The 23336-nt window shown below is 59.1% G+C and carries 19 protein-coding genes, 1 tRNA gene and 1 pseudogene; 7 read left to right on the forward strand and 14 right to left on the reverse strand.

From position 1 onward, the window contains the following. Positions 1 to 363 precede the first annotated feature (363 nt). From tyrA to hinT, 12 genes and pseudogenes are all read right to left on the reverse strand, one after another. A complete protein-coding gene (gene tyrA / locus ACE1BR_RS21360; RefSeq protein WP_374873822.1) occupies positions 364 to 1491 on the reverse strand; it encodes a bifunctional chorismate mutase/prephenate dehydrogenase in 1128 nt (375 codons plus the stop codon). A 134-nt stretch (positions 1492 to 1625) separates the two neighbouring features. Continuing rightward, a complete protein-coding gene (locus ACE1BR_RS21365) occupies positions 1626 to 2699 on the reverse strand; it encodes a 3-deoxy-7-phosphoheptulonate synthase (RefSeq protein ID WP_374873824.1) in 1074 nt (357 codons plus the stop codon). A gap of 408 nt (positions 2700 to 3107) precedes the next feature. Then, entirely contained in the window at positions 3108 to 4409 is a 1302-nt protein-coding gene (gene glgC, locus ACE1BR_RS21370) for a glucose-1-phosphate adenylyltransferase (RefSeq protein ID WP_374873826.1), read from the reverse strand. 248 nt (positions 4410 to 4657) lie between these two features. Beyond that, on the reverse strand, positions 4658 to 5575 hold the full coding sequence (gene secF, locus ACE1BR_RS21375) for a protein translocase subunit SecF (RefSeq protein ID WP_374873828.1): 918 nt from the start codon (positions 5573 to 5575) through the stop codon (positions 4658 to 4660). Between the two features lie 154 nt (positions 5576 to 5729). After that, the gene (gene secD / locus ACE1BR_RS21380) at positions 5730 to 7532 is read right to left on the reverse strand and encodes a protein translocase subunit SecD (protein WP_374873830.1); all 1803 of its coding nucleotides are present in this window, start codon (positions 7530 to 7532) and stop codon (positions 5730 to 5732) included. 159 nt (positions 7533 to 7691) lie between these two features. After that, positions 7692 to 8111, reverse strand: a complete 420-nt coding sequence (locus tag ACE1BR_RS21385) for a hypothetical protein (protein ID WP_374873832.1) — start codon at positions 8109 to 8111, stop codon at positions 7692 to 7694. A 97-nt stretch (positions 8112 to 8208) separates the two neighbouring features. Beyond that, positions 8209 to 9065 (reverse strand): annotated as a pseudogene (locus ACE1BR_RS21390) (DUF6279 family lipoprotein). 3 nt (positions 9066 to 9068) lie between these two features. Next, entirely contained in the window at positions 9069 to 9890 is an 822-nt protein-coding gene (locus ACE1BR_RS21395) for a hypothetical protein (RefSeq protein ID WP_374873963.1), read from the reverse strand. Between the two features lie 13 nt (positions 9891 to 9903). Further along, the gene (gene lpoB, locus ACE1BR_RS21400) at positions 9904 to 10500 is read right to left on the reverse strand and encodes a penicillin-binding protein activator LpoB (RefSeq protein ID WP_005302153.1); all 597 of its coding nucleotides are present in this window, start codon (positions 10498 to 10500) and stop codon (positions 9904 to 9906) included. Continuing rightward, a complete protein-coding gene (locus ACE1BR_RS21405) occupies positions 10500 to 10898 on the reverse strand; it encodes a YcfL family protein (RefSeq protein ID WP_374873834.1) in 399 nt (132 codons plus the stop codon). The genes lpoB and ACE1BR_RS21405 overlap by 1 nt, the downstream gene beginning before the upstream one ends. Positions 10899 to 10980: 82 nt before the next feature. Further along, positions 10981 to 12417 (reverse strand): COG3014 family protein, encoded by a 1437-nt coding sequence (locus tag ACE1BR_RS21410; RefSeq protein WP_374873836.1) that lies wholly within the window; start codon positions 12415 to 12417, stop codon positions 10981 to 10983. Continuing rightward, a complete protein-coding gene (hinT, locus tag ACE1BR_RS21415) occupies positions 12417 to 12767 on the reverse strand; it encodes a purine nucleoside phosphoramidase (protein ID WP_033113383.1) in 351 nt (116 codons plus the stop codon). Before hinT ends, ACE1BR_RS21410 begins: the two co-directional genes overlap by 1 nt. A gap of 251 nt (positions 12768 to 13018) precedes the next feature. Here hinT and ACE1BR_RS21420 point away from each other — a divergent pair, with 251 nt between their 5' ends. Beyond that, positions 13019 to 15031, forward strand: coding sequence for a methyl-accepting chemotaxis protein (locus ACE1BR_RS21420; protein WP_374873838.1), 2013 nt, complete (start codon positions 13019 to 13021; stop codon positions 15029 to 15031). Between the two features lie 69 nt (positions 15032 to 15100). On the opposite strand, the gene ACE1BR_RS21425 is transcribed toward ACE1BR_RS21420, so the two are convergent. Then, positions 15101 to 15976: a 6-pyruvoyl tetrahydropterin synthase family protein gene (locus tag ACE1BR_RS21425; RefSeq protein WP_374873840.1), complete on the reverse strand. Its 876-nt coding sequence runs from the start codon at positions 15974 to 15976 to the stop codon at positions 15101 to 15103. Positions 15977 to 16056: 80 nt separating this feature from the next. Between ACE1BR_RS21425 and ACE1BR_RS21430 the strand changes: the two genes are divergently transcribed. The 5 genes from ACE1BR_RS21430 to ACE1BR_RS21450 all read left to right on the forward strand — a co-directional run bounded on the left by ACE1BR_RS21430 (position 16057) and on the right by ACE1BR_RS21450 (position 21424). After that, positions 16057 to 17400 carry a dihydroorotase gene (locus ACE1BR_RS21430; RefSeq protein ID WP_374873842.1) on the forward strand — a complete coding sequence of 448 codons (1344 nt, stop codon included), beginning with the start codon at positions 16057 to 16059 and terminating at the stop codon, positions 17398 to 17400. A 112-nt stretch (positions 17401 to 17512) separates the two neighbouring features. Next, positions 17513 to 17589 (forward strand) — tRNA-Pro (locus tag ACE1BR_RS21435). A 180-nt stretch (positions 17590 to 17769) separates the two neighbouring features. After that, on the forward strand, positions 17770 to 18237 hold the full coding sequence (locus ACE1BR_RS21440; RefSeq protein WP_374873844.1) for a hypothetical protein: 468 nt from the start codon (positions 17770 to 17772) through the stop codon (positions 18235 to 18237). A 203-nt stretch (positions 18238 to 18440) separates the two neighbouring features. Beyond that, complete coding sequence (locus ACE1BR_RS21445) at positions 18441 to 19700, forward strand: dicarboxylate/amino acid:cation symporter (RefSeq protein WP_374873846.1); 1260 nt, start codon at positions 18441 to 18443, stop codon at positions 19698 to 19700. Between the two features lie 104 nt (positions 19701 to 19804). After that, positions 19805 to 21424, forward strand: coding sequence for a methyl-accepting chemotaxis protein (locus ACE1BR_RS21450; protein WP_374873848.1), 1620 nt, complete (start codon positions 19805 to 19807; stop codon positions 21422 to 21424). Positions 21425 to 21493: 69 nt separating this feature from the next. On the opposite strand, the gene ACE1BR_RS21455 is transcribed toward ACE1BR_RS21450, so the two are convergent. Next, positions 21494 to 22096, reverse strand: coding sequence for a DUF924 family protein (locus tag ACE1BR_RS21455; protein WP_374873850.1), 603 nt, complete (start codon positions 22094 to 22096; stop codon positions 21494 to 21496). A 257-nt stretch (positions 22097 to 22353) separates the two neighbouring features. On the opposite strand from ACE1BR_RS21455, the gene ACE1BR_RS21460 reads away from it, so the two are divergent. Beyond that, entirely contained in the window at positions 22354 to 23271 is a 918-nt protein-coding gene (locus tag ACE1BR_RS21460) for a DUF808 domain-containing protein (protein ID WP_374873852.1), read from the forward strand. Positions 23272 to 23336 lie beyond the last annotated feature (65 nt).

Here is a 23336-nt window from a genome sequence, read left to right on the forward strand (position 1 = left end):
TCCTGCTTCCTGCTTCCTGCGTGCTATCCCTCCGGCTAGCCAAGCCTGCGTGACCAGACCGTGTGCAATAGGCCCGAGATCGGGCGTTGGCTCGTAATGCCGGGTGGCGGCCCGGTGATGGGGTTCTTGGCAAGTGCTGGCTATGCATAAGTTAAAATTGGGGTATCAAACGAAAAGCCATAAATAAAATTTATAGTGGCTGAGTCGGCCTACTTATCAACCCTGGAGGGTGACGGCCAGCCTTGTCAGGGGCATAGCCGATCCTGTGCGCCACAGGTTTCTGAATATCGAACAGCGAAAAAGGGAAGATGCTCAGGCATCTTCCCTTTTTAGTGATATGAGTGGTTGATGCTCTTTGCAGGATTAGCCGTGATGGCGGCGGTCGTTGGCCTGCGCAAGCAACATGCGGCTTTCACGCAAGAATTGATCGGCGTGTTCACCAAAGAAACCGGAGACCTGTGAGAACGCGTCGATAAAGCCTGCCCTGTCCCCCCGCTCCAGCAGCCCCAGCGCTTCACCAAAGTTCTGGTAGTAACGGCGGATCATCGCCAGGTTGTGCGGTGACGACAAAATGATGTCGGCATAGAGGTGGGGATCCTGGGCAAATAGCCGTCCGACCATGGCCAGCTCCAGCCGGTAGATGGGGGAGCTCAAACTCAGCAAGCGATCCAGATTGGCTTGCTCCCGGGAGAGGTGCCAGCCATAGGCAAAGGTGGCGAAGTGACGCAGTGCCTGAATGAGGGTCATCGCCTCATCGTGGGCCTTGGCTTCCACCTGCTGCAAGCGGGCGCCCCAGATGGTCATCTGATCCAGCAGCCATTGGCTGGCTGCGGGGTCACGACCCTGACAGCAGACGATCACCTGCTTGGCGAGGCTTGCCACATCCGGCCCGAACATGGGGTGCAGTCCCAGTACCGGCCCTTGGTGCACCGTCAGCATATGTTCGAGCGGCGCCGCTTTCACGCTGGTGACATCGACCAGCAGGCAGTGGGCGGGCAGGTTGCCGAGGCGGTCGATGATCTGGCAGGTGATATCGATGGGCACCGCCACCATCACCAGACCGGCTCCGGCGAGGATCTCGTCAGCGCGCGGCCAGTCGGCTTGTTCCAGCGTCTCGACCCGATAGCCTGAGAGGCTAAACATATGACCGAACAGCCGACCAAGCTGGCCCTGACCGCCGATGATGACCACCTTGCCAAGATCCGGCTTTATGCATTTGAAGCCGGTATCTTTCTCGCTGGCATAAGATTCACGCATCACCCGGCGCAGCACGTCTTCGATGAGATCGCCGGGCACCCCCAACTGCTCAGCCTCGGCACGGCGGCGGGCCAGCATGCTCGCTTCCCGATCCGGTGCATAGATGGGCAGGCCGTGGCGGCTCTTTACCTCACCCACTTCTCCCACCAGGGCCAGACGGGCGGCCAGCAGATCGATCAGCTGCTTGTCCACCGCATCTATCTTGTCCCTGAGTACATTCAACTCTTCAGCCATATCCAGTCCCTGCTGGCGCCGCAGCGGCGGCGCCCTGAAAATCAAGATGCAACAAGGTATCACGGCATGAGCGGTTTGATGCCACCACTAGTGATACCTCGATTGTTCAATAGGTTACGACAAGATACCACGGCTTACCGTGCAGTTCTGCCCTTGAGGGGGTCAGCCAGCTGGTTGTGGCAGCGGGCCAGCAGGGTGGCGGTGGTGTCCCAGTCGATGCAGGCATCGGTGATGGATACCCCGTAGCGCATCTGCTCCTTGGGCTGCTCGCTGGACTGGTTTCCCTCGAACAGGTTGGATTCGAGCATCACCCCGATGATGGAGCGGTTGCCCTCCTGGATCTGGTGGATGACGTTGTCGGCCACCTTGGGCTGCAAACGGTGATCCTTGCTGGAGTTGCCGTGGCTGCAATCCACCACAAGGCTCGGCAGCAGGCCCGCTTTCTCCAGCGCCTCTTCCGCCAGTGACACGTTGACCGAGTCGTAGTTGGGATGTTTGCCGCCGCGCAGGATCACGTGGCCATCCGGGTTGCCCTGGGTCTGCAGCAGCGCAACCTGGCCCTGCTGGTTGATCCCCATAAAGGCGTGAGGGGAGGAGGCCGCTTGCAACGCATTGATGGCAGTCCCCAGGTTGCCGTCGGTGCCGTTCTTGAAGCCGACCGGCATGGAGAGGCCGGAGGCCATCTCCCTGTGGGTCTGGGATTCGGTGGTGCGGGCGCCGATGGCTGACCAGGAGAAGAGCTCGGCCAGGTATTGCGGGCTGATGGGGTCGAGCGCTTCGGTGGCCAGCGGCAACTCCAGCTCCGCCAGCCAGCAGAGCAGCTCGCGGGCACGATGAAGCCCCAGCTCCACATCGAAGGTGCCATCCAGATTGGGGTCGTTGATAAAGCCTTTCCAGCCGACTGTGGTGCGAGGCTTCTCAAAGTAGACCCGCATGACAATGTAGAGAGAGTCCTGGTAGGCATCATGCAGCGCTTTGAGTCTGGTTGCGTACTCTTTGGCGGCGTCCATATCGTGGATGGAGCAGGGACCACAGATCACCAACAGCCGGTGATCGCGGCGGTGAATGATGTCGGCGATGGTATTGCGGGCCCCTTGCACGAATGCCAGCGCCTTGTCGGAGATGGGTAACTTCTCCTTGAGCTGGGCAGGCGTGATCATCACTTGTTCGGACTGGATATGGATGTTGTTCAGGGGGTCTCTGTGCATGATTTCATTCTCTCTACTGTATTAAGCCAAAAGCAACCGTACCTATATGTTTACGTTGGTACCGGCTTTGTTACGCAACCGCCCTCACCTTACCAAGGAAAAACAAACAATCAAGTGAAACTAGCGGGGTGACTGCTAAAAAACCAGATAAAGGAGTATCTGTATAGCGCTAACAGGAATAATAAGGATCATGTTTCGGAGGCTAAGTGGTCTTTGTGTAATCTTAAGTTTACGGTTGGGGTAAGGGAAACAGGGCAGGGCTCGCCGTCCAGATTTTTTCTCCCGCTGAGGAGTGGTGTTACTGTGGCGCGATGGCGATGATTGTTTGCGGGGCCTGTTTGGCAAGCCATGGAAAGAGGGAGCCGTGATGGCTCCCTCTGGTCTGGACTGATGGCGTCATCTGCCGGTTTACCGCTTCTGTTTCATCAGCATCTCTTTATTGAGGCGGGTTAGCATCTCCTGGTTGACCAGTACAATGCCCTGCTCGGAGCGGTAGAAACGGCGAGCATCTTCATCGGCATTTTCACCGATCACCGTCCCTTCTGGCAGCTTGCAGCCCTTGTCGATCACTACCCGGCGCAGTCGGCAGCCAGCACCAATTTCTACACCCGGGAAGACTATCGCCTGATCCAGAGTACAGAAGGAGTCGACCCGCACGTTGGTAAAGAGTACCGAACTCAGGATGAAGGAGCCGCTGACGATGGTGCCCCCGGCAAACATTGAGTTGATGGTCATACCATGCTGGCCGTTGCGGTCCTGCACGAACTTGGCGGGCGGCGTCATATTCTGGCTGGTCCAGATGGGCCACTCCTGATCATAGATATCCAGCTCCGGAGTGACGGAGGCCAGATCCATGTTGGCTTCCCAGAAGGAGTCCACTGTCCCCACATCACGCCAGTAGGGGCGCTGACCTTCGCTGCAACCGACGCAAGACATGCCGAACGGATGGGCGAATGCAGTGCCCTCTTTAACCACTCTCGGGATCACATCCATGCCGAAATCGTGGTGGGATTGCTCGTTGGCGATGTCCTCATCCAGTAGTTGATAGAGGTAGTCAGCATCGAAGATATAGACACCCATGGAGGCCAGTGCGGTATCGGCCTTGCCCGGCATGGCAGGCGGATTGGCCGGTTTTTCGACGAAGGCGTTGATCTTGCGATCATCGTCCACTGCCATCACCCCGAAGGCACTTGCCTCGCTACGCGGAACTTCAATACAGGCGACGGTTACTTTGGCCCCCATATTGACGTGGTCCAGCAGCATGGCGGCGTAGTCCATCTTGTAGATGTGATCCCCGGCCAGCACTACCACATATTTGGGGGCGTGATCGCGGATGATATCCAGATTCTGGTAGACCGCATCGGCGGTACCGCGATACCAGTTGACCTCGTCCACGCGCTGTTGTGCAGGCAGCAGGTCGATGAACTCGTTCATCTGGTAGCGCAAAAAGGACCAGCCAGATTGCAGGTGGCGTAACAGGCTGTGGGATTTGTACTGGGTAACGACGCCAACGCGACGAATGCCGGAGTTGATGCAATTGGAAAGCACAAAATCGATGATGCGGAATTTACCGCCAAAATGAACTGCAGGCTTGGCACGGTTGTCGGTTAACTGTTTGAGGCGACTACCCCGCCCTCCAGCGAGAACCAAAGCCATGGTCTCGTTCAGCAACTGTCTGGATTTTGCTGTATTGGCAGGTTGTAACAACATCTTGTATCCCTTTGTAGATAAATCACCACAATGTTGCCTCTTTTGAGCCCTTAAGAAAGTGCTTTCAGTCACAATTTGAGGGTTGGTTTCGTAACAAAATGACTCATTTGTTATTAAAAATGACGGGTAGATCAGGATTCGCTGGCAATCTGCTCAGTTGTCAATTGAGACGAGTCGGTAGGGCCAGCAGAATGGCTCAGAGAGGGGAGGGAAATCCCCCTGCCAGGAGCTGGCAGGGGGGATTGGGATCAGGCTGCGTTGGCGAGTGGTTCTTCACCTTTTTTCTGGTATGCCTGCGGGGTGAGGCCCAGCAACTCTTGTACGGTCGAGGCCACCGTAATGGAGGAGACCGTGCCCACCAGGATCCCGGCAAACAGGGTGAAGGAGAAACCGTAGAGGGCGTCACCGCCAAACAGCAGCAGGGCGCCCACGGTAAACAGGGTAGTGCCCGAGGTGATCATGGTGCGGCTGAAGGTTGCCTTGATGGCAACATCTGAGCAGTCGTGGATCCCCATCTGGGTGCGCGAGCTAAGCAGATCCCGCAGCCTGTCCGAGATGACGATGCTGTCGTTGAGGGAGTAACCGATCACCGCCATCAGACCGGCGATGATGTTGAGGTCAAACTCGATCTGGCACAGGGAGAGCAGCCCCAGCGCCACGATGGCGTCATGGACCACCGAGAGCAGGATGCCGATAGCCTGGCGCCATTCGAAGCGAAATGCCAGATAAGCCGACATCGCCAGCGAAGCCACCAGCACCGCCAGCATCCCCTGCTGGAACAGCTCGGCACCCACCTGGGGGCCGACGATGGTGGTGCGCAGCAGTTCGACCGGCATGCCCAGTTGCTGGGTCAGCATGGTGGCGAGCTCGGTAGCTTGCCAGGGCAGTTCGTGGGGGGGCAGCTTGATCAGCCACTCACCGGGTATCCCGGCCGAGCTGAGCTCCGCCGCACCTGCCAGCGGAGAGACCAGCATGGCATTGAGTTCATGGGCCTCTTTCAGGGTTTGGATATGAAACTCCAGCAGGATCCCGCCGGTAAAATCGAGCCCCAGAGTGAGGCCATTTATCAGCAAGATGGCCACACTGGCCACTGTCAGCAGGATGGAAGCCCACAGGCCGATATAACGCCAACGGGTCAGGCCCATTGCAACAATCATTCTCAACATAGTTCTATCCTCAGCCACGCTCTCATATCACGAGAGGTCGCTCGTCACGTGATGCCACTGGCAGCACGAGGAAAAATTTCTGGCTGGCACGCTCTGTAAGCCACACCTGTGGCTGGCCAGACAGTTCTGGATCATGTCGGGGCAAGCAAGCCCCTTACACCTTCAACGTGCGCTCGCTGCTGCGGCCCCACAGGGGGTTGATGATGGCGCGCGTGCCCCAGATCCCGGTGATCATGCTGGAGAGCAGCCCCAGAATGAGGGTGATGGAGAAGCCTTGCAGCGGTCCGGAGCCGATGGAATAGAGCACCACGGCGCAGATTAGCGTAGTGATGTTGGCATCGAAGATGGTGTGGAAGGCCGAGCGATAGCCAAAGTCGATGGCGTTAGCCAGTGAGCCGCCTTCTCGCAGACGGTCCTTGATCCGCTCGAAAATCAGCACATGGGTATCCACCGCCATCCCCACCGTCAGCACCAGACCGGCGATCCCCGGCAAGGTCAGCACGGCCCCTGGCAGCACCGCCAGCATCCCGACCTGCATCAACAGGTTGGCGACCAGCGCCGTGATGGCGACCCAGCCGAACTTGCGATACCAAGCCATCATGAACAGCATCATGCCCGCCATGCCGAAGGCCAGCGCGGTGAAGCCCGCCTCGATATTCTGCATCCCCAGGGTCGGGCCAATGGAGCGCTCTTCCAGGATCTTGAGCGGGGCGGTGAGGGCGCCAGCGCGTAGCAGCATGGCCAGCTCCTGCGCCTCCGGCAGACTGCCAATACCGGTGATACGGAACTGGTTACCCAGTGCAGTCTGGATGGTGGCGACGTTGATCACCTCGCTCTGGGCGCGCAATTTACCCTGGGCATTGGTCTTGTACTCGGTGAAGACGGTCGCCATCGGCTTGCCCACATGCTGGCGGCTGAACTGGTTCATCTTGCTGCCACCCAGGGTGTCGAGCACGATGTTGACCTGGGGTTGACCCATCTCGCCCATGTTGGCGCGGGCATCGACAATGTGTTCGCCGGTCAGTACCGGCTTGCGTGCCATGCCAACGGCCTGACCGTTGCGATCGGCAATATAGAAGTGGCTGTCGGCTTTGGCCTCATAGAATGCCAGCGATGCAGTGGCCCCGATCACCTCTTTCGCCTGCTTGGGGTTGTGCACTCCGGGCAGTTCGATACGGATGCCATCTTGCCCCTGCCGTACCACCGAGGCCTCGACGATGCCGAGTTCATTAATTCGCTTCTTGAGGATCGACAGGTTCTGGGTCACGGCGTTGTTGACCAGCAGGGTGCGTTCGGCCTCGCTCAGCACCAGTTTTAGCTCATTGCCGCTGCGGGTCATTTTCCACTGATCCTGGCGGGTGCCTGCGCTTTCCTTGATGATGGCGAGCCAGTTGCTCTGATCAGTTGCCTCCGGCAGGGTGACATTGACGCTGCCCAGATCAGCCCGGACTACGCCAGCACCGCGCAAGTTGGCTTCACGGAAGCGGGTGCGAAGGGTATCCACCAGATTCTTGGTCTGGGTGTCGATGACGAAATCGACATCCACCCCGATCAGCAGCTGGGAGCCACCGCGCAGGTCTAGCCCGAGCTTGATGGGGTCGGCGCCGAGGCGGGTGATCCAGCTCGGGGCATTGGAGTGAAACTCCAGTGTCAGTGCCGCACTGTCGAGACCCTGCTGCTCCAGCAACTGCTTGGCCCGTTGCTGTTCACTCTGGCTGGCGAAGACCAGTTCGACCCGCTCCGGCTGCTCGATAATTTTGGTCGGGGTCAGCTGGTTGTCGGTCAGCAGTAACTGCTGCTGGACGGTCAGACTCTGCTGGCCGTGCAGACCGAGGGAGGGCTGCTCACCGAAAAAGGTGGGCAGCGAATAAAAGGTAAAGGTCAGCAGCATCAACAGCAGCAGTGCGTACTGCCACTTGCTCATGCGGTTGAGCAGTGTGCGATTGGTTTTTCTCATGGCAAATAGCCTCTGTCAGGAGAATGGTGCGCAGGCCATCACCCATGCATGGGTTTGGCAAGGCGCAGAAAAATGGATGCATCAGGTGCGGATCAGGCTGAAGCGGGATCCGTCAGAAGGAGGAGATGAGCAAACCGTGGATCTGCCAACCCCTCAGGGTCAGGCGCTCAGATAACTCTGGGTGAAGCGGTACTGCAGGTGTTGACGCTGTAGGCGGCGCCGATGGATCGCACCGAAGCGATCGCGAAAGCTCTGCTTGTGGTAAAGCTGGGCAGTAAGGATCAGCCAGCCAAGCAGCACCAGCAGGATCGCCTGGGCAGACCAGCTCTGGATCAGCTCGTAGACCACTTTGTCGGGCTGGTTGTCACTGCGCATGGACTGTTCGAGACGCAGCAGGTGATTCTGGTGAGTCGCGACAAACTTGATGACGCCATCGTCGCTGTCGCTGGCTTGCGAGACGCTTTGGGTCTGTTGCTGTTCGGGTAGCCGTGGGCCTTCCATCTGGGTGATGGAACAAAGCAGAGTGAGCGAGACAACGAGTGCCATCAGCCCCAGTTTGACTTTGTCGATAAGGCGCAAAAGGGTATTCCCGATAAATGGAACGGGCAAACTACCACAGGGGGCGCAGGTGGGACAACCCTTGCCGCCCAATTAGGATTATTCTGACGCCCCTTGGTCAGCTCCCGGTCATCTGCTGGAAATCGCGGGCATAACTCTTGAGCAGGGAGTAGAGATGGGCCCGCTGGGCCAGATCCAGCGACTGGCTCATGGCGCAGAGCCAGTTAACGGTGCGCTGGCGCGATTGCTCGGTGTAACCGGTGAAACGGCCATCCATCAGGCCATCACCCTGAGCCAGCAGATCAGTCAGCTCGCGGGTGAAATCGGGGCTCTGGCGCTGTCGCATCAGCCTGTCCAGCTCTTTGGTCCAAGAGGTCTGAAACTCAATCCAGGGGGGATGAGCTCATACTGCCACTCGGCCCACTGGGCTACCAACGGTGCTTGTGCCGGTTTGACCTCGCCAATCCAGTACTCGAGGCGCTGGTTCATCTTGTCGCGAAACTCTGCCAGCATCTGCTCTTTGGGCTCGCTCGCAAACTCCTGCTGGCGCTCTTGCTGGCGTTTGAGGCGATCGGTCATAAAGCGGGCGACCTGCTCATCGCTTAGGGTCCGTGCGATCCTGACGGTGCGGGGAATGGCGTTTTGCAGGGTGCGGGTGAGGCTCTGCTGCACCGCATCGAGGTTGGTCGAGATCTGCTCCGGCGTCATGGGGCTGGCCACCGCTTTGGCGAGGGTATCGAGATCATTGGCGTAGCGGGGCAGCTCATGCTGGCGGTGCCAGGCCATCAATCCCTTTACCTCCAGGCTCAGCAGATCCTTCTGGGGGGAGGTGAGGACGAAATAGTCGTCCAGCTGCCAGATGATGGCGGTATCAAGCCAGTAGTAGATGATCCGGGTCGAGCAGCCGGTCAGCAGCAGGCCGAGCAGTAGCAGACCCCAGGTTTTCGGCTTGTACCAGCACACCTTGTTGCTCATCTGTCACTCCAGTCGTTGCCGGTTGAGGGCAATCAGTGCGTCATAGTCGGGTGAAGCGTGTTGTTCGGCCATCAGCAGGGCCCAGAGCAGACCGATATAGTCGACCCAGGGGAGGAACGCCTCGCTCTGAAAATCTGGCCACTCATGGCGCGGGAGTGCGTGCAGATAGTGCTCCTCCAACGCCCGGCGCCGCTCTGCAGGCCAGTCGTGGGTGCGCTGGATGCTGGCCACTTCAAAGCCGGGATGACCCGCCGCGCCGTACTCCCAGTCGACAACCCAGGGTTTCGCTCCCAACAAGTTAGCCGGATTGAGATCATGGTGGCAAGGGCGCCAGCAATCGTCGGGTTCGCGACTGGCGAGCAGGCCCCGTTCCAGTGCGGGTAGCCAGGTCGGTACCTGAGCCAGCCGGGCGCGATAACCGGCGGCGTGGGCCCGTACCGCCATCACCACAGAGGGAAGGGGGAGGCGATGCAGCTTGCGCAGCACATCTGCCAGCAAGCGGGGCTGCTCAGCGACGGGGGGCGCAGCTTCAAGCCAGTTGGGCTCATCGCACCACTCCAGCAGCATCAGGCCGCTGGCGGGATCCTGGTAGTGACAGGGGAGGGTCAGACCTGACCTCATGGCCCCCTGATAGAGCTGCCACTCGGTGGCCCGGTCGATGCCAAGGCGTACCGGGTCCGGGTGGCCCTGGCGCAAAAAGTAACTGCGCCCCGAGGAGAGGCGCAGTCGATAGTTGCGGTTGGTGAGGCCCACCTCGAGCGGCTCGAGACTTCCGTCGCCCCAAGGGGCGGGCAGCGTGGCGAGCAGGGCTGCGGGGGCGAGCATCACCGGGCGAGCGTTACCAGCCAAAGGTGGATTTCTTCGCCTGCTTGCGGATCTCTTTCTGGTCAGCCCAGAGCAGCTCGCCGTTTTGCAGATCCATCAGGTTCATGGTCATCTGGTAGTAGACATCCTTTACCTTGCCGTTGTCCTTGACGATGCTGGCGAGGTTGCCATAGACCATGTAGCGGGCACCGGTCTGCTTGCCCAGACGTACCATGGAGGCGGGGTCTACCATGCCGCTGCTCTGCTGGTACTCGAGCTGCTGCTTGACGGCGGCGACCTTGCTCATGTCGACGAAGCGGAACTTGCCGGCCCGCAGCAACTTGGTGCGGATGGTGTCGGTGATGGCTTCAGTGTCAATGTGCTCGGAGGTCTTGTTGCGGATGGAGTCCATGAACATCACCGGACGACCGCCAGCGGTGATCTCGCTGGTGGCCGGCGACGCTAGCATGGAATCCGCCATCTTGTCGGCGATGGCCTGCAGATCGCTTGAGCCGTAATCGACGGTGACCGTTTCGGTTTCGGTTGGATCACCATAGCTGACCGTGGTGCTGGAGCAACCGCCCAGCAGCAAAGCGCCGGTCAGGATCAGCAGGGCATGATTCATTTTCATCAGTAGGATTCCTCAATCACTTCACGTACATAAATCCGGTAACCGCGGGCGGTCGGGGTCGGGGCCAAGGCTGACAGGGTGCGGGTCTGATAGCCGTGCAGCTTGAGCTGTGTCCAGCCACGACCGTCGCTGGCGACCTCCTGACCGGCCTCATCATACCAATAGAACATATATTGCAGCTTGTTGTCGCCACGCTGGGTGCTGGCGGCAGCCACATTGACCTGCAGCAGGCCATTCTGTTCGCGGCGGCTCAGTTCGGTCAGGGTGACATTGACGTTCTGGTGTTGTTCAATCTTTGGTGCGGCATCCGCCGGGCCATAGAGGGCAATGCCGGAGGTGTTGGTGGCGCAGCCGGTCAGCAGCAGCGCAAGCCCGAGGGCCAACCCGTGTGCTTTCATCTTGCTCTCCTTGATTGGGGTGAGTGGGGCAGTGCGTGAGCCTGCCCGTGAATCGTTTTGTTCATCTCTATCAGCCGTTTGCTCAGAGCGGCATCACCCTGGTCGTCAGACCTGCGCCGAGGCGCTGAACCCAGACCAGAGTGGTGCGGCCGCCGTGAATGGTTAGCGGCAACTGACGCTGGGCGGCACCTGCTCCCAAGGTGAGATTTACCTCACCTGCAGGTACCATTCCCTGCCAGCTAGATGCCTGTGCCGGTAGCGTGAGCCAGCTGCGGGTATCAGCCCGTTCCGAGAGGGTATTGAAGATCCCCACCAGAATATTGCCTACATCGCCCCCCTCTTTGGCGGCGGTGCGGCGCATCTGCTCCTTGGTCACCAGCCGCAGCGCCTGCCGGGTCAGCATGCCGGGCAGCCGCTCCTGCAGATCCTTGGCGGCCAGCGCTTCCAGCCGAACCAGCTCGCTGGTCTGCTCGACCTGCTTGCCCAGTGAGACCGTAAGCGGCCCCGTGTCGCTGGCCCGATTATCGTAATAGGGAATAGCCACGGTAAAGGTGCGAAAATCACCGCTGGAGGTGGAGACAGGGAGCGGCAGGAACAGTTCGCGCCGCGCCGGGATCAGGCCATCTTCAAACAGCACCACCAGTTGGCCCTGATTTTTAGCGAGGGGGGGGGCTTTGCGGCCCACCTTTTTCTCGGTCGCGCGGATCTCGTCCGGCGAGCCGCGAAGCCGCGCCAGGCGCAGCAAGGCATCCTGCAGGCTGCGGTTGTCCGGTGCAATCTGGTAGCCGCGCTGGTAATCGACCCAGGCGTCGTTGAGATCCCCCGCCGCCTCATAGAGCACGGCGGAGAAGTAGAAGGTATAGGCGTTCTGGAAACCGTTTTTGACCTTGCCGATCAATCGGTCCAGCTCGGGTGCGCCGCGCGACATCAGCTGGCGCATCTCCCCCTCGGTCTCGGCCTCTTCGCTCTCATCCTTTGCCTTGCGCACCTCATCAGCCCGCCGTTTCAGGGCCTGCTCCTGCACCTGATTGGCCCGGCGTACCTCCACCAAGGCGCCATCGGCATCACCCCGTTGCAGGTAGTTGAGGGCCAGATAGTGGTGCAGCATGGTGCGTTCGTAATCGGGGGTGAGGTAGGCCATCGACTGGTCGTTGGTGAGCAGGCTGCCCACCTGATCCAGACCGTGGCTCAGCCGGTATTCGGCCTGATTGTCTTCCCACTGAAGGCGGCTGTCGGCGGCAGAAAATGCCTGCTTGCTGCCCGCATCCTGACCGGCGAGCCAGGCGATGCGTCCCTCTTCCAGGCGATCGAGGACAAAGGTGTCATCGCCGAGGGTGGAGTCGCGCACTTCGGGCAGCGCCTCGGCGGCATGGCCCAGCAGCAGCTGGTTGCGCAGCGGCACCATCTGATCGGAGTAGGAGACGAACATATCCTGCCAGCGGGAGGCGCAGCCCCCCAGCAACAGCAGAGCGCCGCAGAGCAACAGGGCGCTGCGGCAGGTTGTGATGTGGCGAGTCATTACAGGCTGAGCAGCGGCCCCAGCGGCTGGCCACCGACCAGATGCATGTGAATGTGGTAGACCTCCTGCCCGCCGTGGCGGTTGCAGTTCATGATGAGGCGGTAGCCATCCTCGGCGATACCCGCTTCGGCGGCGAGCTTGCGAGCCACGGTGAACATCCGGCCAAGGGCCAGCTCGTGCTCCGGCTCCACGTCGTTGACGGTGGGGATCAGCACATTGGGGATGATCAGTACGTGGGTCTTGGCCTTGGGCTGGATATCCCGGAATGCGGTCACCAGATCGTCCTGATAAAGGATGTCGGCGGGGATCTCTTTACGGATGATTTTGCTGAAAATGGTTTCTTGCGCCATGGCTAACTCCCTTATGAGAAAAAGAAAATCGAATTTGGATCCCAAGCGGCTCCAGAGTCTGGACGAGCTGCGCAGCAAGTGTGACACAAGCCGACATTTGGCACAGCTGATGTCCCATTCCCTTCAGTTATTGTTAAAAATACCGATAGCCGGAGGGACGTCATCTGTAGCGCCTGTTCAGGGTGGTCTGCAGGGTATCAAAAGGACGGGGTACTCAGGCAAGGGACTTTTGCATCTACAGCGGGATAATAATGAAACAATTAATGTCGGATCTCTCCATCTTGCAGCGGGTCTATCTCGGCTTCGCTATTCTGGTGGCCGTGATGGTGGCCAGCTCACTGCTCACATTTCGTAGTCAGCAGACCCTCGGCGGGGCGCTGGAACAGGTGACCCAGCAGTCGATGCCGCTGGTGATCGCCAGCAGCCAGACCCAGATCAGTTTGCTCAGCGCCAACAAATGGCTCGGTGATGTGCTGGCCGAGCAGGACCCCAAACAGCTGCCTGCCGATGTGGCCGAGCTGAAACAGGCCAAGGAGCAGGTAGATAAAACCCTGGCCGCCTTGCGTCAGCAGGTGGTCGAGCATCCAGATCTGCAGGGCGAGATGGCGGCCCTCGGTGAGCAGTTAACGCGTTACTTGCAGTTGACCGATACTCTGCCCGGCGAACATGAGGCGCTGCTTACCCGGCTGCACAAGGTCAATCTGGCCAAGGGGCAGTTTCAGGTCAGCCTGCCCCAGTTCAAGAAGAACCTGGGTGACATGATGCTCACCGTCGACGACAGCTTCATCAAGATGCTCTCCGAGACCCTGACCACCAAGCTCTCCGCCATCGAACTCTCCACCATGGATGCCCTTAACCAGACCATCCCGGCGCCCATCGAAGGGGCGCTCAAGCGCAACAAGATGCAGATTGAGGGATTCAACAGCACCATCAAGGATCTGCAGGGTGAGCTCAAGAACTTCGACAACGACATGGGCCATTATGTCCACGGTTTTGTGCGCGACACTACCGGCAGTGAGGGGGTGCTCGCCCAGTATCTGGCGCTGATGAAACAGCAGGAGCAGATGCGGGAGCAGAGCAAGCAGGCCAGCGCCCTCATCGTCGATATTCAGAACCGGCTGGAGCGGATGACGGCGAGCAGCCAGCAGCTCATGAACGGCAGCATCCAGCACGCCAAAGCGGTGCAGCGCCAGAGCAGCCTGACTCAGGGGGCCAGCATCGTGGTCGCCATCCTGATCGCCATGCTGGTGGCTTATACCCTCGGCAAGGCGATCCGCCGTCCGCTGAGGGAGTTGCTGCAGGTGCTCTCCGAGGTAACTCGCGGTGACATGACCCAACGTATCGGTTTTCAGAGCAAGAACGAATTTGGCCAACTGGGCAGCCAGCTCAACCTGCTAATCGCGCAGATGGGAGAGGTGCTGGTCCAGCTCTCCAACGCATCTGCCCAGCTCAACGATGCAGCTCATGGCAACCGCCACACCACCGAATCGGTGCGGGCCGATCTGGAGAAACAGCGGCAGGAGACCGCCTCGGTTGCCGCCGCCATGACCCAGATGGAAGCCTCGGTACGGGAGGTGGCGCAGGCTGCGAACCAGACCCTGGAGCGGGTGCAGGATGTGGAGAAGGCCTCCGAGATGGGGCGCAAGGTGATGGCAGGCAATATCACTACCACCCATCAGCTGGCGGGCAAGCTGCAGCAGACCGGTAAGGTGATTGGCGATGTGAGCGCCATGAGCAGCCAGATCGGCAACATCCTCGATGTCATTCGTGGCATCGCCGAGCAGACCAACCTGCTGGCCCTCAATGCGGCCATCGAGGCTGCGCGTGCTGGCGAGCAGGGGCGCGGATTTGCGGTGGTAGCCGACGAGGTGCGCAGTCTGGCGGGTCGCACCGCGCAATCCACCAGCGAGATCCAGACCATGATCGAGAACCTGCAGCAGGGGGTCGCCAGAGCAGTGACCGTGATGCAGGAGTGCTCCCGCGAGATGGACAGCTGCATGGATCAGAGTTCTCACGCCAACAACGCCATGGAAGAGGTGCAGGGGATCGTGGTGCTGATCAGCGACATGTCGAGCCAGATTGCCTCTGCCGCCGAGCAGCAGCAGGCGACCAGCGCCGACATCGCCACCAATCTCAACCGCATCTCCGATATCTCGGATCTCAACTATCAGGGGATCGAGCGGGTAGCCCAGACCAGCCAGCAGCTCGATTCCCTTGCCGAGCAGCAGGAGAGTTTGGTCAAGCGCTTCCGCTTGAGTGCCTGATGGCAATAGGCTGAAACAACAAGGCCCCGCAGTTGCGGGGCCTTGTTTATTGCGCCAGAGATAAGGGGATCAGGTGTAGGCGATAGCGCCCTTGCCGACCCCTTCATAGGCGACAATCTTGACGAACTTGTCGCCCACCATCTTCTTCACTTCGCGGGCGATATAGCAGGCCAGCAGTTCGACCGTGGTGTCGGTGTCGATCATCTCCACCTCGGCGGTGGGGATGGCCAGCTGGAACAGCCCCTGCGGCGCCACATATTTGAAGCCGGTGTGGTGTTCACCCAACTGCACGTTGGCGCGGGCACTGAGGGCCAGTTCGGTGAGGGCGACTTTATCCTCATCGGTGCCGAGATAGATATCGGCCCAGCGTTCGGCCCACTGCTGTTCGAGCTCTCCATCGCGCTCCCCATCGATGTGGATCTCGATGGGAGAGCGGTGACCGTGAGCGATGCGCTGACAGTTGCCATCGTGCTTCTTCAGGCCGTGGCTGTAGTGATAGAAGGGGCCGTCGATAGCTTCCTGACGCAGGGTCAGCGACAGATCCTTGATGTTGCCCGGCAGCCGCTTGGCCAGCACCGCCAGCAGGTAGCGGGTGACTGACTCTTTATCGACCTGCGGGGCAGGGATAAAGGCAAAGCCCTGGGTCGGGCAGCGCAGGTGGATGGAGCGACCGGGGCGCAGCAGATCGACACAGCTCTCGCCATCTTCCAGCGTTTCGACGTGGATCAGGGAGCACTCGGTCGGCACCAGCAGCTTGTGATCCACCTCGTCATCGATGATCGACTTGATCAGCTTTTTTACCCGGCCAAAGTCCAGCAACATGCTCATCTCGTTGAGCTCGCCGCTCATTTCGATATCTACCAGCCAGCTCTCGCCCACCATGCCGCGGCGTTCGCACAGGTAGCTGGAGTCGATCACGGTTAAATCTCTTACAAATAACTTCATCAGTCAGGCCTTGCTACAGAGAAGGGGCAGTTTTGCGCTATTATGACCCGCGATTATCGGCAAAGGAACTGGAACCCCCCATGAACAAACTGCTTATCAAAAATGCCACCCTGGTCAACGAAGGCTGTATCTATGCCTCCGACGTGTTGATCGAGGGGGAACGGATTGCCCGCATCGCACCCGATATCGACGTGCACGATGCGGTGGTCATCGATGCGGCAGGTCGCCACCTCATCCCCGGAATGATCGATGATCAGGTCCACTTCCGGGAGCCGGGCCTGACCCATAAGGGAACCATCGCCAGTGAATCCCGGGCCGCCGTCGCCGGTGGTACCACCAGTTTCATGGAAATGCCCAACGTTAATCCCCAGACCACCACCCTCGACGCCCTCGAAGCCAAATACCAGATCGCCGCCAACTCCTCCGTTGCCAACTACAGCTTCTATCTCGGTGCCACCAACGACAACCTGGAAGAGATCAAGCGCCTCGATCCCAAGCAGTCGTGCGGGGTCAAGGTGTTCATGGGCTCCTCGACCGGCAACATGCTGGTGGACAATCAGGATACCCTGGCGGCCATCTTCCGCGAGAGTCCGGTGATGATCGTCACCCACTGCGAAGACACCCCGACCATCGCCAAAGCCGAAGAGGTGGCGCGGGCCAAGTGGGGCGAGAATGTGCCGATGGGTGAGCATGGCCGCATCCGCAGTGACGAGGCGTGCTACAAATCCTCCAGCATGGCGGTGGCGCTGGCCAAGCAGTACGGCGCTAAGCTGCACGTGCTGCATCTCACCTCGGCCAAGGAGCTGTCGCTCTTTACCGCGACTCCGGATCTGCGCGAGCTGAAGGACAAGAACATCACCGCCGAGGTGTGTGTTCACCATCTGTTCTTCAACGAGGCCGATTACGACACCCTCGGCAGCCAGATCAAGTGCAACCCGGCAGTAAAGAGTGCCGCCGATCAGCACGCCCTGCTCGATGCGGTGCGCAATGATGTGCTCGACATCATTGCCACTGACCACGCCCCCCACACCTGGGAGGAGAAGCAGAACAGCTACTTCAAGGCGCCGTCCGGTGTGCCGCTGGTACAGCACTCCCTGCAGGCGCTGCTGGAGCTTTACCACAACGGCGTCTTCACTCTGGAGACCATCGTCAAGAAAACCTCCCACGCGGTGGCCGAGCGCTTCCAGGTGCAGGATCGCGGTTATATCCGCGAGGGTTACTACGCCGATCTGGTGCTGCTCGATCTGGGCAAGCCCTATGTGGTCAACGATGACAACATCCTCTATCACTGCGGCTGGTCGCCCTTCAACGGCTACCGTTTCCATAGCACGGTGGAGATGACGCTGGTGAACGGCCAGATAGCCTGGCAGAACGGTCAGGTCAGTGACGGTATTTTGGGCAAGCGGCTGACCTTTAACCGCTGATTGTGCGCAAAGCAAGCGAACGCACCATGGATGGGATATTGACGGTGTTTCCCTGTTGACAGGGCAGGGTCATCTCCATAAACTCTGCCCCCGTCAGCCGAGCTGACTCCGTCGGTGTGTAGCGCAGCCAGGTAGCGCATCTGCATGGGGTGTAGAGGGTCGGAGGTTCGAATCCTCTCACACCGACCAAATTCCCCGGTAAAGGCCTTGTCAAATGACAAGGCCTTTTCTTTTGCCTGCGATTTGCCGTTCAGGCGTGAAGCCAGTGGTGGTGCATGCTGGCCGCTGCTGACGCGAGCGGACTGTGCAGTCACCGCGCTTTGTGGTGTAGTAACAACTCTGTTGCTCATTTGCCTGTCGAGGCCCCTCATGCCTGCATCCGTATCTAAACCCTGTTGTCTGTTGATGCTCACTCTGCTGCTAGTGGGTTGCGCCACTCCTTATGAAAGTGAAAAGTCGTTCTGGAACGGCCAGACCGGTTTCTCCCAGACCCGGCTTGGCCCGGACAAGTGGCAGCTGGAGTTTGTCGGCAACGATCTGGTAGACAGGGAAACCGCCCGCAAATATGTGCTCAAGCGGGCAGGGGAGCTGGCTCTGGCAGAGGGCTATTCCTGGCTCAAGGTCGATGAGTTGACCATTACCCGCGATGCCATCAGAGTGACCCCCTCATATCCTGTGTTCGGTTTTGATGACGATGAACCAGACCCCTTCATGGCGCAGATGCAGGTGCAACACACCATCTCGGCACTGCTCACTTTCCGTCTGTTGCCACGGGCAATTGATGAACACACCTTTGCCGCTAAATATCTTGCTGATATAAAAACAAGCGGTGATTAATATCGATTGTTTGCAAGATCCATATCACATACATCTAATTGCAGCATAAAATTCTGAATTTAGCCTCTAGATTTACCCCCTGCTTTTAGGCATTCTCCCAGCATACCAGCCGCTAGGAATCAACGGCTCGGATCACAAAAACGGACTGTAGTGGCTCCCATGCCACCGTTAACGGCTTGCACCAATCAAAACCGGACTCCCCCATGAAAATGAATAAACTGACGGTCGCCATCCTCATTTCGATGTTGTTTGGCATCCTTACCGGCCAGGGCTATCGCATGTTTGCTGCCGATCAGGCGGCGGATTTCGCAAACAACATCACGATTTTGACCGATATCTTCCTGCGACTGATCAAGATGATCATCGCGCCATTGGTCTTTACCACCCTGGTGGTCGGTATCGCCAAGATGGGCGATACCCGCACTGTGGGTCGTATCGGTGCCAAAACTCTGGGCTGGTTCATGCTGGCATCCTTGATGTCCTTGAGCCTGGGTCTGGTGATGGTGACCTTGATGCAACCGGGTGTGGGTCTCTCCCTCTCCCTGCCTAATGACACTGCCAGCTCAGGAATTGCCGCCGGTGCCATTACCCTGAAAGATTTTGTGACTCACGCCATTCCGAAAAGCGTGGTCGAGGCGATGGCCACCAACGAGATCCTGCAGATCGTGGTCTTCTCCCTGTTCTTCGGTCTGGCCGCCGCGGCTTTGGGCGATTTGGCCAAGCCGGTGGTTGTCACCATGGCCAGCGCCGCCGAGATCATGCTGAAAGTGACCGGTTACGTGATGAACTTTGCGCCGTTCGCAGTGTTTGGCGCGATTGCCGCCATGGTCGCCAAAGAGGGGCTGGGTATTCTGGTTACCTACGGCAGCTTTATGGCCCAGTTCTACATCGCGCTGGCTTGCCTCTGGCTGCTGCTGGTCGCCATGGGTAGCGTCTTTCTGCGTGGCCGCGTCATCAAGCTGCTGGCGATGATCCGCGAGCCTATTCTGCTGGCGTTCTCCACTGCCAGTTCTGAGGCTGCCTACCCCAAGACGCTGGATCGTCTGGAGAAGTTCGGGTGTGACAAGCGCATCGCCAGCTTCGTGCTGCCGATGGGTTACTCCTTCAACCTCGATGGCTCCATGATGTACTGCACCTTTGCGGTGATGTTCATCGCTCAGGCTTATGGTATCGAGCTCTCCATGGCCCAGCAGATCACCATGCTGTTGCTGCTGATGGTCACCTCCAAAGGGATGGCTGGTGTTCCGCGCGCTTCTCTGGTGGTGATTGCCGCAACCCTCAACCAGTTCCATATTCCGGAAGCCGGCATTCTGCTGCTGCTGGGTATCGACCACTTCCTCGACATGGGCCGCTCTGCCACCAACGTGCTGGGCAACGCCATCGCCGCCAGCGTGGTTGCCAAGACCGAAGACAGTCTGGGCGAAACCGTCGAGCTGGGTGAGAGTGAACCCGCCAAGGCCTAATCACTACGCCATGAGAAATAAACAGCAACGGCCCGCCAAAGCGGGCCGTTGCTGTTTATGGGTTGTCTACACTGCTAGATAGTTTCTATCTGGAGTGTACGGTTATGAACATTGCTCGTCGGCTTCAACTGATTGCGCTGCTGGTGATGATGGCGCTCATTTTCCTCAGCTGGTTCAGTATTAACCGCCTCGATTCGGCCAATCGGGATTTAGTCTATGTGACAGATAATACGGTGCCGAGTATTGCGCTTATCAAGGAGGTGCAGGCCGATTTCTATGCACTTCACTCGCGGGTACAAACCCATATCCTCAACACCGACAACAGCAAGATGCAGCAGATCGAAACGGACATTGCCGAGCATCGCAAGCAGATCAATTCACTGCTGGACAAATATAAGGCCGAGATGCTCTCCAACGATGAAGATCGGCGCCTGACCGATGATGATCAACGTATTATCGCGCAATATTATCAGGAGATAGACAAGGTTCTGCAGCTCTCCAGACAAAACAAGAATGATGAGGCCAGAGATATGCTGGCGGCGGAGGCATCCAGGCTGTTTGAGCAGTTTGCCAAGGCGATCGAGCTTCACGTTACCTTCAATATGGATTTGGGACTGGCGCTCAAGAAGCAGGGACAGGAAAACTACGAGAGTAGTCTGCAGACCCTGCTGTTTATCGCCGGTGGTGCCACTGTGCTGACGATGGGGCTGTTTGTCTGGTTGTTCAATCAGGTGGCCAACCCGCTTCGCACCGCCATGGATACCCTGACCCGGATCCAGCGTGACCTCAACTTTACCCTCAGAGCGGATGTCAGACAGCAGGATGAGATTGGCTTGACCCTCAATGCGGTCAACCGGTTGCTCGATACGCTGCAACAGACATTCACCGAGTTTTCCGTCGGCAGTTTGCAGATCAAGAGCACCGCCGAATCCCTCTCCCAGGCGGCGCAACACCTGGCCAGCTCGGCCAGCCAGGCCAATGATGCCACCAGTCTGATTGCCGCCGGTGTTGAAGAGATGACGGTCAGCATTACCGATATCTCACAGCGTACCCAAGAGACGAGCCGTATTACCAACGAGTCAGGACAGTTGGCGACCGAAGGGGGCAGGACGATCGATCGTACCGTGCATGCCATCAACGAGATTGCCGATTCTATCCGACAGGCTTCGGCCGAGGTGATTGCGCTGGGTGAGGGTATTTCGCGCATTGGCGGGGTGGTCAATGTGATCCGCGATGTCGCGGGGCAGACCAACTTGCTGGCCTTGAACGCGGCCATTGAAGCGGCGAGGGCCGGGGAGTCCGGTCGTGGCTTTGCGGTGGTGGCGGATGAGGTGCGCAAACTGGCGGAACGGACGGCGCAATCTACTCAGGAGATATCGGCCACAGTTGAGGCTATTCAGCTGGAGTCCAACAATACGGTCTCCCGGATGAATTTGGTAGAGGAGAAGGTGAGCCAGGGGGTCGCTATGGCGACGGAAAGTGGCGCCATTATTTCCGAAATCCGGAGTGCATCGCACCGGGTGATGGATCAGGTGGGCGAGATCACCAACGCTATTCGCGAGCAAAGCGCTGCTGCCGAGTCGATTGCTCATCAGGTGGAGCAGATAGCTCAAGTTGTGCAGCAGACCAGCAGCACAGCGGAAGAGACCTCAGCCGCGGCCGAGGAGCTCAATGTCACCACCGAGAGCATCCACCAGCAGATATCCCGCTACCGCATCCAGTAACGCCGACAACTGTTATCTATCCGCTCTCCCCGCCAGCCATCTGGCGGGGATTTTTTTATCGGGTGTGGCTCAGAAGCCGGAGCCTGGTTGCTGCAAAAACGCTGCCTCTTCTGGCGTCGAGGGGCGACCAAGGGTGACGTTGCGGTGAGGGAAGCGGCCAAAGCGCTCGATGATCACCTGATGGCGGCGGGCAAAGTCGGCAAAACCGGCGAAGGTCGCTTGCGCCGGTGAGCTGCTCTGATCCACTGCCAGTGCCTCGAACAGGGCTACGCTTCTGGCCTGCTGTTCACGGGATTCGGCGTGTTCCAGCGGCAGATAGAAGAAGACCCGCTCCAGCGGCGAGAGGGCGTTGTCTGCCCCGATGGACAGCCCCTTCAGGCAGACATCCCGTGCCAGCGGATCCTGGGCAAACGCTGCTGGCGTGCCGCGATGGATATGGCGGGGCAACTGATCGAGCAGCAGGATCAGTGCCAGTCTGCCTTGGGGCACGTCGGCCCAGTCGGCCAGCTCTCCGTTGGCCGCCGCCTCTGCCAGCGCGCCAAAGCGTTGGGCGAGCAGCAGATCGGTCTCGTGATTTTTGCCCCACCAGAGGGGGGCTTGCCGTTTGGCGCGGGTGGCGTCGTCGGCATCATCGCCGAACCAGAGATCGAGCAGAGGTTGCCAGGGTTGCATGGGAACTCCTTGAGGTGATTCAGAGGGAACCAAGATCAAATGGCTCAGGGGTGCTGCCGAAACGGCGGCTTCTCGTTACACTGTGCCATCTTTTGCCCGAAATAAGTAACCCCGATGGCCGTGGCCAGTTGACGGGCTCTGTCGGTGATGACGGTTAGCATCTGCCATGACGTTGCCCTGATGACCCGTCATAAGCAGGCTCAGGCTGCATGTGGCCGCGCCCGGGGGCTCTTCCATTGATATAAGGAATGTCTGATATGGCTGGAACCAGTTTGTTGGCTCTGCTCGATGATATCGCCAGTGTGCTCGATGACGTGGCGATGATGACCAAGATGGCTGCCAAGAAGACCGCGGGAGTGCTGGGGGACGATCTCGCCCTCAATGCGGAGCAGGTCTCCGGGGTGCGCGCCGAGCGGGAGCTGCCGGTGGTGTGGGCGGTGGCCAAGGGCTCATTTCGCAACAAGTTGATCCTTGTGCCTGCCGCCATCGCCATCAGTGCGCTGGTGCCCTGGCTCATCACCCCGCTCTTGATGCTGGGGGGCGCTTACCTCTGCTTTGAAGGTGCCGAGAAGCTGGCGCACAAGTTTTTGCCTCATCAGGAGGAGGGCGAACATCACGCCGCCCCCATTCCCGATGATTTGGTCGCTTTTGAGCAGCAGAAAGTGAAGGGGGCCATTCGTACCGATTTTATTCTCTCCGCCGAAATCATCGTTATCGCCCTTGGCACGGTGCAGGGGGCAAGCCTTGCCTTGCAACTCTCGGTGGTGGCAGGCATCGCCCTGCTGATGACGATAGGGGTCTACGGACTGGTGGGGCTCATCGTCAAACTCGATGACATCGGTCTGCATCTGCTGCAAAAGCCCGATGGCAGCGCCCTGCGCCGCGCAGTGGGGCAGGGGCTGCTGGTGACGGCGCCCCGTCTGATGCATCTGCTGGCACTGGTTGGCACCATCGCCATGTTTATGGTGGGGGGCGGCATTCTGGTGCACGGTTTGCCGATTGTGCACCATCTCATTGACAGTGCGGCGGCTGCCGTAGCCACTCTGCCTACCGCTGGCGGCGTACTGGCGGCAGTGACGCCGACTTTGCTTAACGCTGTAGCCGGTGTGGTGGCGGGTCTGTTGCTGGTCGCCGTGATGACGCTAGTGGGCCGTCTTGCTCCGGCCAAGGGGTAAGTGAGCCTGCTGGCCACTTTCTCTTTTTTCCCTCTCTTCCTTTTTCTGCCTGCGGGAGATTTACC

The organism is Aeromonas sp. MdU4 (assembly GCF_041929505.1).
Taxonomy (GTDB): Bacteria; Pseudomonadota; Gammaproteobacteria; order Enterobacterales; family Aeromonadaceae; genus Aeromonas.